10 protein-coding genes and 1 tRNA gene are annotated in these 16154 nt (G+C 38.0%); 9 read left to right on the top strand and 2 right to left on the bottom strand.

Features of this window, described 5'->3' with window-relative positions:
- The first annotated feature begins 157 nt into the window (after window positions 1-157).
- Window positions 158-232 (top strand) — tRNA-Pro (locus tag HED67_RS06690).
- Window positions 233-361: 129 nt separating this feature from the next.
- Here the strand turns inward: HED67_RS06690 and HED67_RS06685 are convergent.
- Window positions 362-2083 carry a bifunctional lysylphosphatidylglycerol flippase/synthetase MprF gene (locus HED67_RS06685; RefSeq protein WP_221717818.1) on the bottom strand — a complete coding sequence of 574 codons (1722 nt, stop codon included), beginning with the start codon at window positions 2081-2083 and terminating at the stop codon, window positions 362-364.
- Window positions 2084-2435: 352 nt separating this feature from the next.
- Window positions 2436-3323, bottom strand: a complete 888-nt coding sequence (locus HED67_RS06680; protein ID WP_221717817.1) for an AraC family transcriptional regulator — start codon at window positions 3321-3323, stop codon at window positions 2436-2438.
- A gap of 301 nt (window positions 3324-3624) precedes the next feature.
- Between HED67_RS06680 and HED67_RS06675 the strand changes: the two genes are divergently transcribed.
- The 8 genes from HED67_RS06675 (at window position 3625) to cas8c (ending at window position 16148) form a co-directional block, all read left to right on the top strand.
- On the top strand, window positions 3625-4518 hold the full coding sequence (locus tag HED67_RS06675) for a carbohydrate ABC transporter permease (RefSeq protein WP_221717816.1): 894 nt from the start codon (window positions 3625-3627) through the stop codon (window positions 4516-4518).
- Entirely contained in the window at window positions 4518-5348 is an 831-nt protein-coding gene (locus HED67_RS06670) for a carbohydrate ABC transporter permease (RefSeq protein ID WP_221717815.1), read from the top strand. Before HED67_RS06675 ends, HED67_RS06670 begins: the two co-directional genes overlap by 1 nt.
- 41 nt (window positions 5349-5389) lie before the next feature.
- Complete coding sequence (locus tag HED67_RS06665; RefSeq protein WP_221717814.1) at window positions 5390-6700, top strand: ABC transporter substrate-binding protein; 1311 nt, start codon at window positions 5390-5392, stop codon at window positions 6698-6700.
- 40 nt (window positions 6701-6740) lie between these two features.
- Window positions 6741-9062, top strand: a complete 2322-nt coding sequence (locus tag HED67_RS06660; RefSeq protein ID WP_221717813.1) for a glycoside hydrolase family 3 C-terminal domain-containing protein — start codon at window positions 6741-6743, stop codon at window positions 9060-9062.
- A gap of 67 nt (window positions 9063-9129) precedes the next feature.
- Entirely contained in the window at window positions 9130-10398 is a 1269-nt protein-coding gene (locus HED67_RS06655) for an amidohydrolase family protein (protein ID WP_221717812.1), read from the top strand.
- Window positions 10399-11005: 607 nt separating this feature from the next.
- Window positions 11006-13450 carry a CRISPR-associated helicase Cas3' gene (gene cas3 / locus HED67_RS06650; RefSeq protein ID WP_221717811.1) on the top strand — a complete coding sequence of 815 codons (2445 nt, stop codon included), beginning with the start codon at window positions 11006-11008 and terminating at the stop codon, window positions 13448-13450.
- A gap of 14 nt (window positions 13451-13464) precedes the next feature.
- The gene (gene cas5c, locus HED67_RS06645) at window positions 13465-14202 is read left to right on the top strand and encodes a type I-C CRISPR-associated protein Cas5c (RefSeq protein ID WP_221717810.1); all 738 of its coding nucleotides are present in this window, start codon (window positions 13465-13467) and stop codon (window positions 14200-14202) included.
- Window positions 14199-16148, top strand: a complete 1950-nt coding sequence (gene cas8c, locus HED67_RS06640) for a type I-C CRISPR-associated protein Cas8c/Csd1 (protein ID WP_221717809.1) — start codon at window positions 14199-14201, stop codon at window positions 16146-16148. The genes cas5c and cas8c overlap by 4 nt, the downstream gene beginning before the upstream one ends.
- The last annotated feature ends 6 nt before the right edge of the window (window positions 16149-16154 follow it).

The following is a 16154-nucleotide window of genomic DNA, read 5'->3' as shown; positions in this document are numbered from 1 at the left end:
GACGAGGTAGATAGGGCAGGGGTGGAAGGGCAGTAATGTCCGGAGCTGACTGTTACTAATCGGTCGAGGACTTGACCAAAATGGTTCTAAAAGGCAGAGTGTTTTATGATATGCAGTTTTGAAGGTGCATGGTTTTTATTTTTATAATGTTTTATATCGGGGTGTGGCTCAGCTTGGCTAGAGCGCTTGATTTGGGATCAAGAGGTCGCAGGTTCGAATCCTGTCACCCCGATGACCATAAAATAGATAAACAAAAATAGAAAAGCTGTTGTTTTACAGATGAGATTTGTAAAGCAACAGCTTTTTTTAATATTTGGATATTGGAAAGGTTTAAAATTCTCGGATGATCCGGTGCTTGGCACTATTTCTTTAAACGTTTCAGTTCACCTTTCAGAATGATCATAATATAACCGCGGATGCCGTGCGGATTCTGAATTTCAACTGCAGCATAGAGCATGCTAGGTGTTGGATATTTTGGAAGATAAGCGTAATAGGAAGGCACCCATTCTGTCGGACTGTATTTTTTCTTTGCCTGATAAAGATCACGGTAACCATAACAATCGTTCAAATGATCATAGATAAATCGAAGCAGACGTTCCATTGGATTTTTGCTTTCTGTATCCAAACCGGCTAATGGGGCAACACCGAGACTGCCGTATCCAATACCTTCTTCTTTAAATACCTGGAATGCCTGATAAATAATCGTTTCCATTACACCGCCGGGAGCATCCTTGCCATGCCTTGTGACATCCGCCATATAACCGTTTTTGCCAAGAAATGGTACAAAGACAATGAAAGCAACCATTTTCCCATCTGAATTCAGTGCATAGAAATAACGTTTGTCCATTGGATTTTCCAATCCGACGGTACCCATGGTAAACTGCAACATGCCGCTTTTTTTACCTTCCAGCCATTCATTGGTAATGCGGTCGAATTCTTTGTCTATGGCAGGGTCACGTTTTTCAAGAACTTTGTATTCATGGACGGTGACACCGGCTTTGGTGGCATGATTGATATTCATACGCATTTTAGCACCCTTTTTGCCGGTAATTTCATAGTCAGAAAGCTTGAAACGAGCCTCTTCGCCGCTTTTTACAAGGCCAAAGCCCTGCTTTTCATATTCAGAAAGATAATAATCCGTTAAACCGAGAAAGAAAATATTATGCGCACTCTTTTGACAGAAATTTTTGAACTCAGCCAGAAGTGCCGGGAAATCTTCATCCTTGCAAACAGGGTCTCCATTGACAATGATGGTGTCGCCAACTATGCCATATGGAAGGACACCGTCAACAGTATGACCAAAATAGAGACATTTATCATCTTCCAGTGCCAGATAGGAACATGGATTTTGACTGTACAAATTTAAAAGTGTACGTGCATGCTGAAGTTCCTGAACGCCATGTGCCTGCTTTTGGATCCATGGACGCATGGCGAAAAGAATTGCGGCAAGGATACAGCCCCAGCTGAACCAGAAAAGAACCAGTTCCGTTCCGTGCTGGTTGACCATGGATGTTGGGAGATTACCCATACCAAACATCGTGCCAATACTTTGTGAAAAACTTTCAGAAATAGAAACGGATTCATTTCCATCCATGCCAAGACGCATATAATGCCAGGTAATGCCTGTATTGGCCAGTACGCCTGCAATAGCCAGAAGAACAAGAAGTCCTGTTTGTCTGCGATTTTCACGTCCGGCGGGACAGCAGAAGTCTTTTCTGAAAAAGAAAAACAAAACAAATAGGAGAAGGTCAAACAACATAAGGACATTGTGTATCGGATGCCCCATACCGATCAATCCTCTTAAGAAATTCAAGACAAAGATAAACATGGCAACAGACCATGCGTTTCGTTTCCTCTTCCATAACTGCAGGGAAAGGACAAAAAGGATAATTGAGAATGCACGCTGAACCATTCGGCCCATTTCAAAAGAGACCTGCATGGTCTGCGATATTTTTGAAAATGGGAAAAATGTGAGTATAAACAAGAAAAGCGAAAATACAGCCAGCAAAGCGATTGTGATATTTTCAATGCGGATCCGAAGTCGGAGCTGTTTTCCCTGCGCTTCTTTATGTAAGGTAGACATAATGATTCCTCCATTAATAAAATAATATTAGGTTTGTCTGCAAATACAAGGCAGAAAAACGATGCAACATATTGATGTTAACACACAGTATAGACGCGTCGGTAAGAAAAATCAATAGAGTATAAAGATAAATGCATCATCAAATCAATATTTGATCATTACGCCTGAGAAAGTGATTGTGACAACACCTAGTGCTGATAATAAGAAAGAATTGTAAACATTTCAGGAGGATATCCGGAAATGTCTGGATGCGGGTATGAATATACATTTAAGCAAACCGATAGAGATTAAAAAATCGCTCCAACAGTATTTTTGAAAAAGGATACTGATTTGGAACGGTTTTATTTTTGGTTTACAGAAAACCATGAGTTCTCAAATAGGCTCTTTTTTGATGGGACATATCGGAGTCTTTACTGTTTTTTCGGTATTTGAGAGGTGTTTCGCCATAATAGCTGTAAAAAGCACTGGAGAAGGCCCGTGCATCCGAAAAACCGTTGTCCAGAGCAATTTGCAGTATAGACAGATCTGTGTCCATCAGATTCTGATAGGCATGATGAACACGGATGCTGGTCAGATATTTCTTGAAAGTGGTGTCCATGTATGTTTTAAATGTACGGGAGAGATGTTCCTTTGAGAGTGAAAAAACATCGGCCAGCATTTCTAATGAAAGTGGTTCCATATAATGGTTATCAATATAGTCGATAATTTCTGTGCAGCGTTCAATATGCTTCTGTGATTTGATAGAATGAGGAACGAGTTTTGGGGCTTTACATTCGGAAAACAGAATGTAAAGAATTTCATAAAAGAAACTGTTGAGCTTTAGTTGATAAAGAGGAAGCTGGCTGCGATTGCGGAAAATCGGATAAACTTCCGCAAAAGCAGATTCCAATTTATTATAAGCATCAGATGAAGGCTCTACGATATAGCGGTAATTATTAAAAGTCGGAAAAACAGCCATGAGAAAACTATATGGAAAGATAATCGAAAGCATTTCGCTTTCTGAATGATAGTTTGTATGACAGCCATGAATGTCGCAGCTGTTGATTAACAGGATGTCATGAGGATGTGCTTCGAGTTCATGTCCGTTAATTTCAAATAAGCAGGAACCTTTGATGATATATGAAATTTCCAGACTTCGATGCCAGTGCTTCTTGACATCGGTAATACAATTTTCTGATTGAAGATAGACCCATGCGAGAAATTGTTCAGGAACTTTGATCGTTTCATGAAAATAATCCATAATTGCCTCCCTTTTGAAAATTCATAGCATAAAAATATCAAAAAAATGATAAATAAATGTAATATTAGTATAATTTATAAGTCAAATAATGTCAATTAAAAGAATAAAAACAGATAAAACATCAAAAAAATGATGATGAGTCAAAAATAAAACATCAAAAAAATGCATTTTACTTGTTAAAAAATGAGATGATTATTCACAGGGATTGATTATAATAGAGATATCAATTCAACGAATAAAAATATCAGGTGCTATTAGTAACCGGTATCTGCCGGTAAGGGTGAGGGAGGAATAGCGTTTTATGAATAGGAAGAAGTCTTTTAATCGTCCGGCTTTGTGGGAACATCTTTTATTTTTGGGTCCGGCATCAATTGTGTTTCTCATTGTCATTATTATACCGTTTATCATCAGTGTTGGCTATTCGTTTACAGACTGGAACGGTGTATCTTCAAATATTTCATTTATAGGTATCAAGAATTTCATAGATATTTTTACCGGAAAGAGTAATTTCCTCGGCGCATTCAAGTTTACATTCATTATTGCAATATGTAATGTTGTTTGCATGAACATAGCAGGTATTGCGATGGCAGCACTGTTAACGACAAAAATTCCGTTGCAAAGTGCGTTTCGAGTTGTATTTTATCTTCCGAATATCATCGGAGGATTGATTCTTGGTTTTGTATGGCAGTTTATTTTTATCAATGGTGTACCTGCAATCGGCAAATTATTGCATTTCGGGCCGTTGATGACTCCGTGGCTTGGAACAGAAATGACAGCCTATGCAGCCATTGTGATTGTATCCGTATGGCAGGGGATGGGGTATGTGATGGTTATCATGATTGCTGCGTTAACCGGCATTTCTTCAGAACTTGTTGAAGCAGCCAAGATTGATGGTGCCAACGCATTTCAGATTTTCTTTAAGATCAAGCTGCCTTTATGTATGCCATATATTACATTATGCCTGTTCTGGACGATTTCTCAGGCATTTAAGATGTTTGATCTGAATTATTCTTTGACAAAGGGAGGGCCATATGGCTCCACCGTATCTCTTGCATTGAATATTTATAATGATGCCTTTGCGAATAATAAATATGGTCTTGCAACAGCAGAATCCTTTGTATTTTTTGTGATTATCCTGGTTATTACATCTGTCCAGATGTATTTCTCCAGAAAGAAAGAGGAGGAATTGATGTAATGAACAAAAGAGCGAAAAAGCAAAAAGCCATTATATTTGTGATTGTATTGATTCTGGCATTAATCTTCGTATATCCGCTTTTTTTAATTGTGATGAACTCAGTTAAGCCATTAGCTCAGATTTTGACAAAGCCTTTGAGCTGGCCGGATGTTTTTCAGATAGAAAATTATGTAAAGGCATTCAAAGAAGTGAATGTACTGCATGTCTTGAAGAATACAGCCGTTTTGACGATAGGTTCTGTTGCAGGTATTACTTTACTTGCGGCGATGACTGCATATTGGACATTCAGATATCAGACGAAATATTCAAAAGTCTTTGAGACCTTTGTTATATTATCGATGTTGATTCCCTTTGCATCATTGATGCTGCCCCTTGTACAGGTAATGAAAGTACTGGGACTTAATAATTCTATGTTTGGAACAATTCTGACTTATTGGGGAATCGGTCTTGCTTTTGCGTTTTTTATGATGCAGAGTGCGGTCAAAGGGCTTCCGGTGGAACTGGAAGAGTCAGCTCGAATTGATGGCTGTTCAAGAACAAGAATTTTCTTTTCAATCATCATTCCGCTTTTGAAGCCAACAATGGTCAGCGTGGTGTTGATGGATATGTTCTGGATATGGAATGATTTTATGGTTCCGTTAATTATGATGAATAATGAACGATTGATGACGATTCAGTTGTCAATCAGCAGATTATTCGGACAGTACGCCAGTAAATGGGATATTGCATTGCCGGCATTGGTAATGACGATTTTGCCGATTGTTATTGTATTTATTCTTTTACAGAAAAAGATTATGGACGGTGTTATTGCCGGGGCTGTAAAAGGTTAAATAATAGAGGAAACTTAACTAAATGATTAAGGAGGAAGACGATGAAGAAGATGAAAAAAGCAGCAGCTTTAATGATGACAGTTGCAATGATGCTCAGCATGGCTGCATGCGGCAACAGTGGTGCAAAGGAAACAACAGGTGCAGCGGAAGGATCTGATACACAGGTGGCATCTCAGGCAGCAGATGGTGAGGAGAAGACAATTTATATTTATCAGATGAAAACAGAAATTCAGGATGCCCTTGAGAAGGTGTGTGAAGTTTACTCTGAATCTCATCCAGGGGTTAAATTCGTCTGCGAGTCTGCATCTGATAATTATGCAACGAGTTTGAAGACAAAGTTTTCAGGCGGTGATGCACCGGACATTTTCAGTATTCAGGGGTATTCAGATGCACTTGTGTGGCAGTCACAGTTAGCAGATCTGACAGGTGAACCTTTTACATCTGAAATGATAGATACTTCAGCAGAAAATGTTACGCTTGACGGTAAAGTGGTTGCATTTCCTTTGTCTGTAGAGGCAGCAGGTTATGTTTATAATACAGCACTTTTTGAACAGGCAGGTATTACAAAAGTACCGACAACAAAAGAAGAATTAGCAGAAGATGTACAGAAGCTGGCAGATGCCGGTGTATCCGTACCTATTTCAGAAACTTATATGGACTGGTATCAGTTAGGCAACTTTATGATCAACCTTGGTTTTGCTGGCCAGGAAGATCCTAAGGCATTCATTGATGGTTTGTCGGATGGTTCTGCATCATTTGTGGGAAATAAAGTATTTGAAGAACTGGCAGATTTCATTACATTTGAATATGCTTTAGATACAAATCCTTCAACAACAGACTTTAATACACAGACATCTTTAGTTGGTTCCGGTGATATGGCTATTACAATCGGCGGTAACTGGTCACAGCCAACGTATGACGCAATCAACCCGGATCTGCCTGTAAGTCTGATGGGTATTCCTTATTCTAGTGATGAAAAAGAAAATGATCAGTTATATTTGGTAGGTACATACTGGGGTGTCAACAAGGATTCCGAGAATCTTGATACAGTTAAAGACTTTATCAACTGGCTTGTTACATCTGATGAAGGTAAAGAATGCATGACAAAGACCTTACAGCTGATTCCTGCATACAACAATATGGAAGCAGATGCGGACAGTATTGGTACTCTTGGCAAAGCTGTTTCTGATTACATGGCAGCAGGCAAAGTAGACAACATCTACTATACATTCTATCCGGATGGTTTTGCGCAGGCAGCAGGTGAAGCTGTACAGAAACTTGGTGCAGGCAAATCCACAAACGATGAATTCCTTCAGGAGCTTCAGGATGCCTGGGATAACCTTTCTAAATAATAGCTCAAAAATTAAATTTACAGAATTGGCAGGTTAATCAATGAAAAAAGAACAAATTGAAGAAATCATCAGCAAAATGACACTGCATGAAAAAGTTCTCTTGTGTACAGGAAAGAATTCATGGAGAACAAGAGATTATGAAAAACTTGGCATTCCATCAATTCTGGTAAGCGATGGAACAAGCGGTGTAAGATTTCAGAGTGGTTCTGATCAGCCAGAGGAGATGTCTTTTTATGACAGCCTTGGTGGCAGTTTTGACAATGAGGAAGCCATGTCACGTACATACAGAGCCACTTGTTTTCCAAGTGGCTCTGCTATTGCCTCTTCATGGGATACAGAGTTGATCGGAGAAATCGGTAAAAAACTTGCAGGTGAGTGCAAGGAACTTGGAATTAATATGCTTTTGGGACCGGGAATGAATATTCACAGACATCCATTGACGGCAAGAAATTTTGAATATTATTCAGAAGATCCGGTTATAACAGGTGAGATGGCAGCAGCGATTGTGAGCAGTGTACAGCATGAAGGTGTCGGCACATGTATGAAACATTTTGCATGTCATAATTCGGATTCCAGGCGTACGCGTGTGAATGTACATGTTAGTGAAAGAGCACTACGGGAGATTTATCTTGCAGGTTACGAGCGGGTTGTGAGAAAAGCACATCCGGTGAGTCTGATGACCGCTTATAATAAGATTAATGGAGAAGAAGTCAGCGGTGATAACAGAATAACAAGAGATATTCTGAAGGGCGAATGGGGATTTGACGGTACTGTCGTTTGCGACTGGGGAGCCGTTAAAGATCCGGTTGAAGCAAGTAAAGGACGGATCGATCTTCAGATGCCTTTAAGCAAGAGTTCTGCTGCTTATCTTGAACAAGCTGTAGAGACTGGACAGCTGGATGAAAAGTTGGTTGATGAAAGAGTAGCGCGAATTTTGAAACTTGTTTTCCAATTAAAAGAGTGGGAAGCAGGATGGGATACAGTGAAGCATGAAGACAGTCATTGGTTGGCAGTTGAAGCTGCTGCAGAGTCTATGGTTCTTGTAAAGAATGAAAATCAGATTTTGCCGTTAAAACCACAAAAAGGTGAGAAAATTGCTGTACTGGGACATATGGCAAAAGAACCGAAATATCAGGGAACCGGATGCGCAGCAGTTCATGCAAGAAAGGTTGATATACCGTATGATCAGATGATTCCGTATTTAACAGAGTGTGAAGTTAAATTTGCAGAGGGATATCAGGCCGATGGAACGACAACAGATGAATTGATTAGAGAAGCCGTTCAAACAGCAAAGGAAGCGGATCAGGTTCTTCTGTTTGTGGGAAGTTTTCTTCCTGGTGAAGATGATGATTATAATCGTAAAGATATCAAATTGTCGGAAGGAATGACGCGATTAATTGATGCTGTTTCTGCAGTGAATAAAAATTGTATTGTTATCTTATCCAGTGGAGAAGTTTGTGAAATGCCATGGCGTCATCAGGTTTCGGCCGTACTTTTGACATGGTTTTCAGGTGAAGGTATGGGTAGTGCCATTGCAGATATTCTGTTTGGAAAAGTATCACCATCCGGTCGTCTGGCCAACACAGTTCCGGAGCGTCTGCAGGATACACCGGCCTACCTTTCATTTGATGGTAATGTATATGAAATTCCATATGCGGAAGATATCTATGTCGGATATCGCTATTATGAAAAGAAGGGTATTCAGCCAGCCTATCCTTTCGGATATGGTTTGTCATATACATCATTTGAATATGATCATCTGGCGGTCAGCGAAGAGAATGACCATACAATCGTGACAGTTGATGTGACCAATACAGGTGCTGTAGCGGCAAAACATGTTGTAGAACTTTTTATTGAACCAAAGATGAAGACAAGACTGCCAAGACCGGTGAGAGAATTAAAAGCATTCAAGAAGGTATTTTTACAGCCGGGTGAGAAAAAGCAGGTATGTTTTTCGTTGGAGCGTAGAGATTTTGCTTATTATGATCCAAAGGTGCAAGACTGGGTGATTGAGAATGGCACCTATGCGATTGAAATCTGTCATGACAGCATGAATGTGGCAGTGTCTGCAGAAATTACAAAATCCGGTGAAAAATATCTTGTACCATTGGGCTATGACTGTGGTTTTTATGAAATGTTCCAGTATCCTGAAGTGAAGAAAATGTTCTATGAATTCCTCGTAGAGCAGGGGCTTGTGACCGCAGATCAGGTGAATGATAATCTTGAAAAAGGTATTATTTGGAGTTTCTGGGCAGTCAGATCTTATCTGGATATGAATAGTAATGGTTTGATCAGCTTTGAGGCATACAACAGATTCATAGACAGGGCCAATGAAGTCATCAAAAAGATGAAAGCAAAATAGCAGGCAGGCACTGTCATCAGATTTTGTATAGGATTTGGAGTCGAAAAACTGAGTGGAGTAAATAGATATGGCAGTAAAATTATACCATGGAGATATTGTGTATACGCCATCTGCAGATGCGTTGGCAGTGTATGAAAACAGCTATATTGCAGTGGATAGTGGAAAAGTCGATGGGATTTATCCGGTAATTCCGGAGAAATATAAGCATGCAGAATGTATAGATTATGGACGTCAGATGATCATTCCGGCTTTTTCGGATCTGCATGTCCATGGTGCACAGTATGTGCAGAGAGGCATTGGTATGGATTGCCTTTTGTCAGACTGGCTGAACAACTATACATTTCCGCAGGAATCAAGATTTAAAGATATGGATTATGCAAAGCAGTGTTATGATGCCTTTGTTGATGATATGCTTCGTCATGGTACATTTCATGCCAATGTTTTTGCAACCATCCATCGTGAGGCAACAGACTATTTGTTCAGGAAAATGGAAGAAAAGGGCATGTATGGTTTTGTAGGAAAAGTCAATATGGATTGTCATTCTCCGGAATTTCTTATTGAGACAACAGAGACTTCCCTGCGCGAAACAGAGATTTATCTTGCCAATCATACAGAAAGCAAAAAAGTAAAGCCGATTCTTGCACCGCGTTTTGCACCGACATGCAGTGAAAAACTGATGACAGGTCTCGGCATGCTTGCAGCGAAGTACCATTGCGGTGTGCATACACATCTGGTGGAATCGATCTGGGAAGCAGAGGAAGCATTAAGATGTTTTCCAGGATATCATTCAGATGCAGAGATTTATGAGCGTGCCGGTCTGATGGACCATGGCCCTTCAATTTTTGCACACGTTATTTTCCCGACAGAAGAAGACAAGCACATCATGAAAGAGCACGGCAGTTTTTCGGTTCACTGCCCGGACGCAACGACCAATATTATTGCGGGCATTATGCCGCTGGCGGCTATGCATGATGAAGAACTGAAGATTGCTATTGGTTCAGATGTGGCCGGAGGACACAGCATTGCCATATACAAGCAGATTGCGCGTGCCGTTCAGCTCTCAAAATTAAAGGAATTTTATGAGCCGGATCAGAGTCAGACAATTACGCTTACGCAGGCTTTTTATCATGCAACAAAAGAAGCAGGAAGCGTCTTTGGAAAAGTCGGATCCTTTGAAAAGGGATATCAGTTTAATGCTCTGGTTATTGATACTATGGAAGATTCATGGGTACCGCTTACGGCAGAAGAGCGTCTGGAGCGATTCTGTTATATAGGGGATGACCGGAACATCAGAGCAAGATTTATAGACGGGGAAGAGATTCATTTTGAAAACTAATTAAAACCAAATAGGTAAAAAAACATGGAAAAACACAGCATTTTAAGTTGAGTGGTAAGGGATATCGGCTTAAATGCTGTGTTTTTTATTAAGAAAGAAAAATGGTAATGTATTAATAACATTATATATGATTTGAAGGGGGAAAAGGAACATGATTTGACGAATATACTACAAAAGTGCGTATATTAGATGAGAATATAAGTTGAAACTAGAAAAACCTACTGTTATAATAGGAATGAGAGTCATCCAACTTTGTGCGGATGTGAGTTGAAAAATATGATAATTTATTAGTAAGATGTTTTATAGCCAAATGGAAATAATTTGGTTATAAAATATATTATATAAATTTTTTATATGATAATTTATTAGAAAAAAATTGACTTTGGAAAATAAAGAGAGTATAGTAAAAGAGTAAAGAAAAGAAAAAGTCACCCTATTTGGAGGGGATTCTTATGATAAGCAAATCGAAGAACAAGTATCTTAATGCGAACATTTTTTCGGTTTTCGCTTGTGAAATCCTATATGATTTGATAAAATTATAGTAAAAGTACATAAAAAACAAAATTAAATACAGGAAAACATATGCATATAATACAAGAGGTGTCATATGGAGAATAGCAGAGAAAAAATTCAAACGGAGAAAAAGCTGGCACATGTGGATTTTGATTCTCAAAGATATCAGCTAATGAAAGCACATACTGAAAATGTAGTTTCTTTGATAGAAAGTGTATGCCCACTCCCTGAGTTAAAGATAGTGACAATGCTGATTGGACTGCTTCATGATGCAGGAAAACTAGGGCAGGAGAATCAGGATGATTTCAAAAATATTTTGAGATATGGCAATGAAGTTCATAAGCATGGATTGGATCATTCGACTGTGGGAGGCAGATTGTGTCGGGAATTAATACAGGAAAAAGATTGGCCGGTAACAGAATTTGTTAGTACAGTGATATATTTTCACCATGGTGTTGGAGATTGTATTAATTTGGAAAATGGACGAGGATTGCAGCAGTATCGGAATGAGAAAGTATTGGATTACAAATATATTAAAGAACAATTCTTCGAAATCTTTAATCCGGAGATATTGGATGTATATTCAGAAAAAGCAGTTCAGGCATATAGAGCTTTATTTAAAAAAATCAATATTTTCTGCAAATCCTTTGGAAAAGGGTATGGCAATGGGTATTTTTTTAATGGGATGTATCTGAGAATAGCATTATCAGTATTAATTGACAGTGACTGGAATGATACGGCTTGCTTCTTTAAGGATATTCCTTTGGAAAAAAAGCTATCAACAGAAGAAACGTATATGATTTGGGAAGAATGTATCCGAAATTTTGAGCAATATATGAAAAGTGAAGTTCAAAATAATTCTCAGAATGGCAATGTACTGAATAACTATCGTCAAGAAATCTCAGATTCATGCCGGAAAGCTGCTGAGAGCGACAGAAAATTGTATCGGTTAACGGTTCCGACAGGAGCTGGAAAGACTTTCAGCAGTTTACGCTTTGCATTGTATCATGCAAAAAGGACAGGAAAACAGCATATTATTTATATCGCGCCATTTACATCTATATTGGAACAGAATGCGGAGGAGATTCGAAGAGCAATAGGAAAAGATTCTGTTGTACTGGAGCATCATTGCAATGTGATTTGTGAAGAAGGCGAGGAGGAGAAGTATCGTAGCTTGACAGAAAATTGGGATTCACCGATTATTGTGACAACAGCGGTGCAGATATTAAATACATTCTATTCTTGCCAGAAGACGTGTATTCGAAGGATGCATACGTTATGTAACAGTATTATTATATTCGATGAAGTGCAGGCAATTCCAGTGAAATGTGTGGAGCTTTTCAATTTAGCTGTGAACTTTCTTTCACAGTTTTGTAATACAACGGTTGTATTATGTTCTGCTACACAGCCGACTTTGGCGAAGCTCAAAGAAAATAATATTTGTGAATGTATGGAAATGGCAGGAAAGTTAGAAAAGTATACAGAAGCTTTTAAACGAACGGAGATTATAGATGCAACAAATTTATATCCAGGTGGGATGGAGATAGAAGATTTAAGCAATTTTATATTGGAGAAGACGGAATTGTACCAGAGTACGTTAGTGATTGTCAACACAACGACTTGTGCATTAAAGACATTCCAACATCTGAAAGAAGTATGTTCACAGGATTATGTTTTATTTCACCTTAGTAATAATATGTGTCCACAGCATAAGTTGGATACGCTGACAGAGATAAAAGTGGCTTTAAAAAACAAGATGAAAAAAGTAATTTGCATTAGCACTCAAGTAGTAGAAGCGGGAGTGAATTTCTCATTTGGATGTGTGATTCGGTCGAAAGCAGGTCTTGATAATGTTATCCAGGCAGCCGGAAGATGTAATCGTCATAAAGAATTGGCAGGAATGGGTGCGGTTTTCATTATTCAAGTGTCAGAAAAAGTTGAAAATCTAAGTCGTTTATCGGAAATAAGAAATGCTCAGGCTGCATTGCAGAAAGTTATAGAGGACTTTAAGATTAACCCAAGGAAATTTAAAGATACTTTAGATTCAGAGGAAGCAATAAAAGCGTATTATTTGAATTATTATTCTCAGCTTAAGAAAAATGAGACAAAATTTCCGGTAGACAAATATGCAACGACAATTATCGATTTGCTGGGTGAGAATCCGTTGGGGAAGAGGCAGTATGAGCGCAAAAATAATCAAAAGATACGAACAAAATTGCCGCAGGCTTTTCTTACTGCCGGACAGGAATTTGAAGTTATTGGCAATGATTATAAAGTGAGTATTGTAGTTCAGTACAATGAAGAGGCAAAAGAACTATTGAATGAGTTATCTCAGGAATATCTTACAATAGAATACCAAAGAAAAATTTTGAGAAAATTACAGAGGTACACAGTTGGAATTACCGAGTATAGAAAAGAAAAACTGGGGAGTGCTTTATTTCAAAGTTATAATGGAGAATTATTAGTCTTATGTGATGGATATTATGATAAGAAAGTAGGTGTAGTAGATGAACCAGATATGGGGATTTGCATTTTATAGAGGAGGTGATTTCAATGAAAAAATACAGGAATACAATAGAGTTTGAAGTATATGGAGCATATGCACTATTTGCGGATCCTGTTACACGTGTTGGTGGGGAAAAAACAAGTTATCACATTCCAACTTATGAAGCCTTAAAGGGAATTGTGGAAAGTATCTATTGGAAACCAACAATTATGTGGATTATTGATGCAGTGCGGGTGATGAATCCTATTCAGACAGAAACAAAGGGAATACGTCCAATTGCATACAATGGAGGAAATGAGCTTGCCTATTATACCTATTTGAAAGATGTGAGATATCAGGTAAGGGCACATTTTGAGATGAATTATAATCATCCGGAATTGGAACAGGATAGAAACGAGAACAAGCATCATAATATTGCAAAAAGAATGGTGCAGAGAGGTGGACGAAGAGATATTTTTTTGGGGACAAGAGAATGTCAGGCATTTGTAGAGCCGTGTGAATTTGGAATTGGTGAAGGCTATTATGATATGATGACGGGAGAAGTAAGTTATGGATTTATGTATCATGGAATTACTTATGCTGAGGAAGCAATCCTTGAAGAAGACAGAGATAAGATGACTGTACGATTTTGGAGACCGGTAATGAAGAATGGTGGAGTGATAGAATTTACCAGACCTGAAGATTGTACTGAAAAGCGGCACATTCGTCCGATGCAGCGAAAGATTTTTGGTAAAAACAATTTTACAGGATTAGAAGAATTTACAAGTGAGGAGGTGGAAGATTGAGTTGGATAAGTGAATTGTTGGATTTATACGAAAAGAATAGTGACAAAGTAGGTATCATTGATTATCGAAAAGGAAATCCATATGTTTTGCTTCCTCCGTTTCATACAACAGTAACTGCTCAGATAACGGTGACAATTGATGAAAATGGGAATTTTATACATGCTGAACAGGTAAATCAGAATGACAAGCTGACAATTATACCGATAACGGAGAAATCACTTAGCCGTACAGCAGGGAAAGAACCTCATCCATTATGTGATAATTTAAGATATTTGGCTGGAGATTATCAGGATTATTATAATGATGATGGAGAATGCAGTAAACTTTATATTTCTCAACTTGAAAAATGGGTGAAATCTGATTTCTGTCATGAGAAAGTCAGAGCAATTTATTTCTATTTGAAAAAAGCATCTTTGATTAAAAATCTGGTGGAACAAAAGATAATCAAATTAAATGAAAACAACCAGATAGATGACAAGGAAAGCATTCAGGGAATAGCAGAGACAAAAGCATTTGTACGTTTTATCATACGGCCGCTAGAGGTTGACTTAGATCGTAAAATACCAGATGAATGTTGGAAGGATAGGTCACTACAGGAATGTTATATACAATATGTTCAATCTCAGGAAAAAGAGAAAGGATTGTGTTATCTGACAGGTAATATAGAAACTATTTCTTATCTCCATTCAAAAAAAATTCGGAATGAAGGTGATGGTGCAAAGCTTATTTCCGCTAATGATAGCCAGAATTTTACTTACAGAGGGCGTTTTGTGGACAAGGAGGAAGCTTTTTCTGTAGGAAGTGTAGCATCTCAGAAAGCACATAATGCATTGAAATGGATGATCCGAAAACAGGGAATTTATTTTGATACTATGACTATTGTTACCTGGGAATCAAATCAATTAAGTATGCCAAAATGGAATGTGGATACGGATTCAATTGCATCTGATTTTGGGATTGAGCTAGAGAAAAATGAATCAGACGAATGGGAAGATGAGTGGTCAGAAGAAAAGGCAGTGTCTGATGGCAATCCCATTACAGCTGAGAAGTTTTATAAAGCGTTAAAAGGATATGGGAAAAAAGTTGACAATACATCGAACATGATTTTGCTAGCTTTTGATGCAGCAACTCCGGGACGGTTGGCAATGATTGAGAATATGACATTGAATACAGCAAGATATCTGCAAAATATAGAAAAATGGCATGAAGATTGTAGTTGGATTCATGAAAAAATGAAAGAGAAAAAAAGAATACAGTTTTCAGGAATGGTTGGTGTCAGAGATATTGCGGATATTTTATATGGAATTGAGAGTAAAGGAACATTGTCAATAGTTGATACAAATGGCAAAAAACTATATGCAGAAGTAGCAAAAAGGTTGCTTCCATGTATATGGAATGCTAGCCATATTCCATATGATTGTGTGAATATTGCGGTAGTGAAGGCTTCTAATCCGTTGGCTTATAAAGACCGAAAGAATTGGGAGAGAGTTTTAACTTTGGCATGTTCTTTGGTGAAAAAATATAAAAAAGAAAGAAAAGGGGAGGAATGGAACGTGGCATTAGATAATAAAGAGAAGGATAGAAATTATCTTTATGGAAGATTATTGGCTGTTGCAGATAGAATTGAATATTCTACTTACGATGAGAAAGATGGTGGAAGAGTGACAAATGCGAAGCGGTATATGAGCACTTTTTCTCAAAGACCTTATGAAACTTGGAAGGTGATAGAAGAAAATATTCTTCCATATATGAATAAATTAGGTATAGCGACACAGAAGTTTTACGAGAATCTGTTGAATGAAATTTATGATTTGTTTGAGAAAGAAACATTCATGGACAATAAGAGATTAGATGGTTTATATTTGCTTGGTTTTCATAGTCAAGCATATGATTTAAAATTAAAAAAAGAGAAGGTTGAAGATAAAAAAGAAAGTTCAGAAAATTAAAAAAAG

The organism is Pseudocoprococcus catus (genome assembly GCF_019734885.1).
In the GTDB taxonomy this organism is placed as follows: Bacteria; Bacillota; Clostridia; order Lachnospirales; family Lachnospiraceae; genus Coprococcus_A; species Coprococcus_A catus.
The sequence above is the reverse complement of the archived record's forward strand: the minus strand, read 5'-3'. Positions and strand labels throughout refer to the sequence as shown.

Bases quoted from the DNA above. Each gene is read 5' to 3' on its own strand.
- HED67_RS06685 (WP_221717818.1), bottom strand. From the start codon at position 2,083: ATGTCTACCTTACATAAAGAAGCGCAGGGAAAACAGCTCCGACTTCGG.
- HED67_RS06655 (WP_221717812.1), top strand. From the start codon at position 9,130: ATGGCAGTAAAATTATACCATGGAGATATTGTGTATACGCCATCTGCA.
- HED67_RS06675 (WP_221717816.1), top strand. From the start codon at position 3,625: ATGAATAGGAAGAAGTCTTTTAATCGTCCGGCTTTGTGGGAACATCTT.
- cas3 (WP_221717811.1), top strand. From the start codon at position 11,006: ATGGAGAATAGCAGAGAAAAAATTCAAACGGAGAAAAAGCTGGCACAT.
- cas5c (WP_221717810.1), top strand. From the start codon at position 13,465: ATGAAAAAATACAGGAATACAATAGAGTTTGAAGTATATGGAGCATAT.
- HED67_RS06670 (WP_221717815.1), top strand. From the start codon at position 4,518: ATGAACAAAAGAGCGAAAAAGCAAAAAGCCATTATATTTGTGATTGTA.
- HED67_RS06680 (WP_221717817.1), bottom strand. From the start codon at position 3,323: ATGGATTATTTTCATGAAACGATCAAAGTTCCTGAACAATTTCTCGCA.
- HED67_RS06660 (WP_221717813.1), top strand. From the start codon at position 6,741: ATGAAAAAAGAACAAATTGAAGAAATCATCAGCAAAATGACACTGCAT.
- HED67_RS06665 (WP_221717814.1), top strand. From the start codon at position 5,390: ATGAAGAAGATGAAAAAAGCAGCAGCTTTAATGATGACAGTTGCAATG.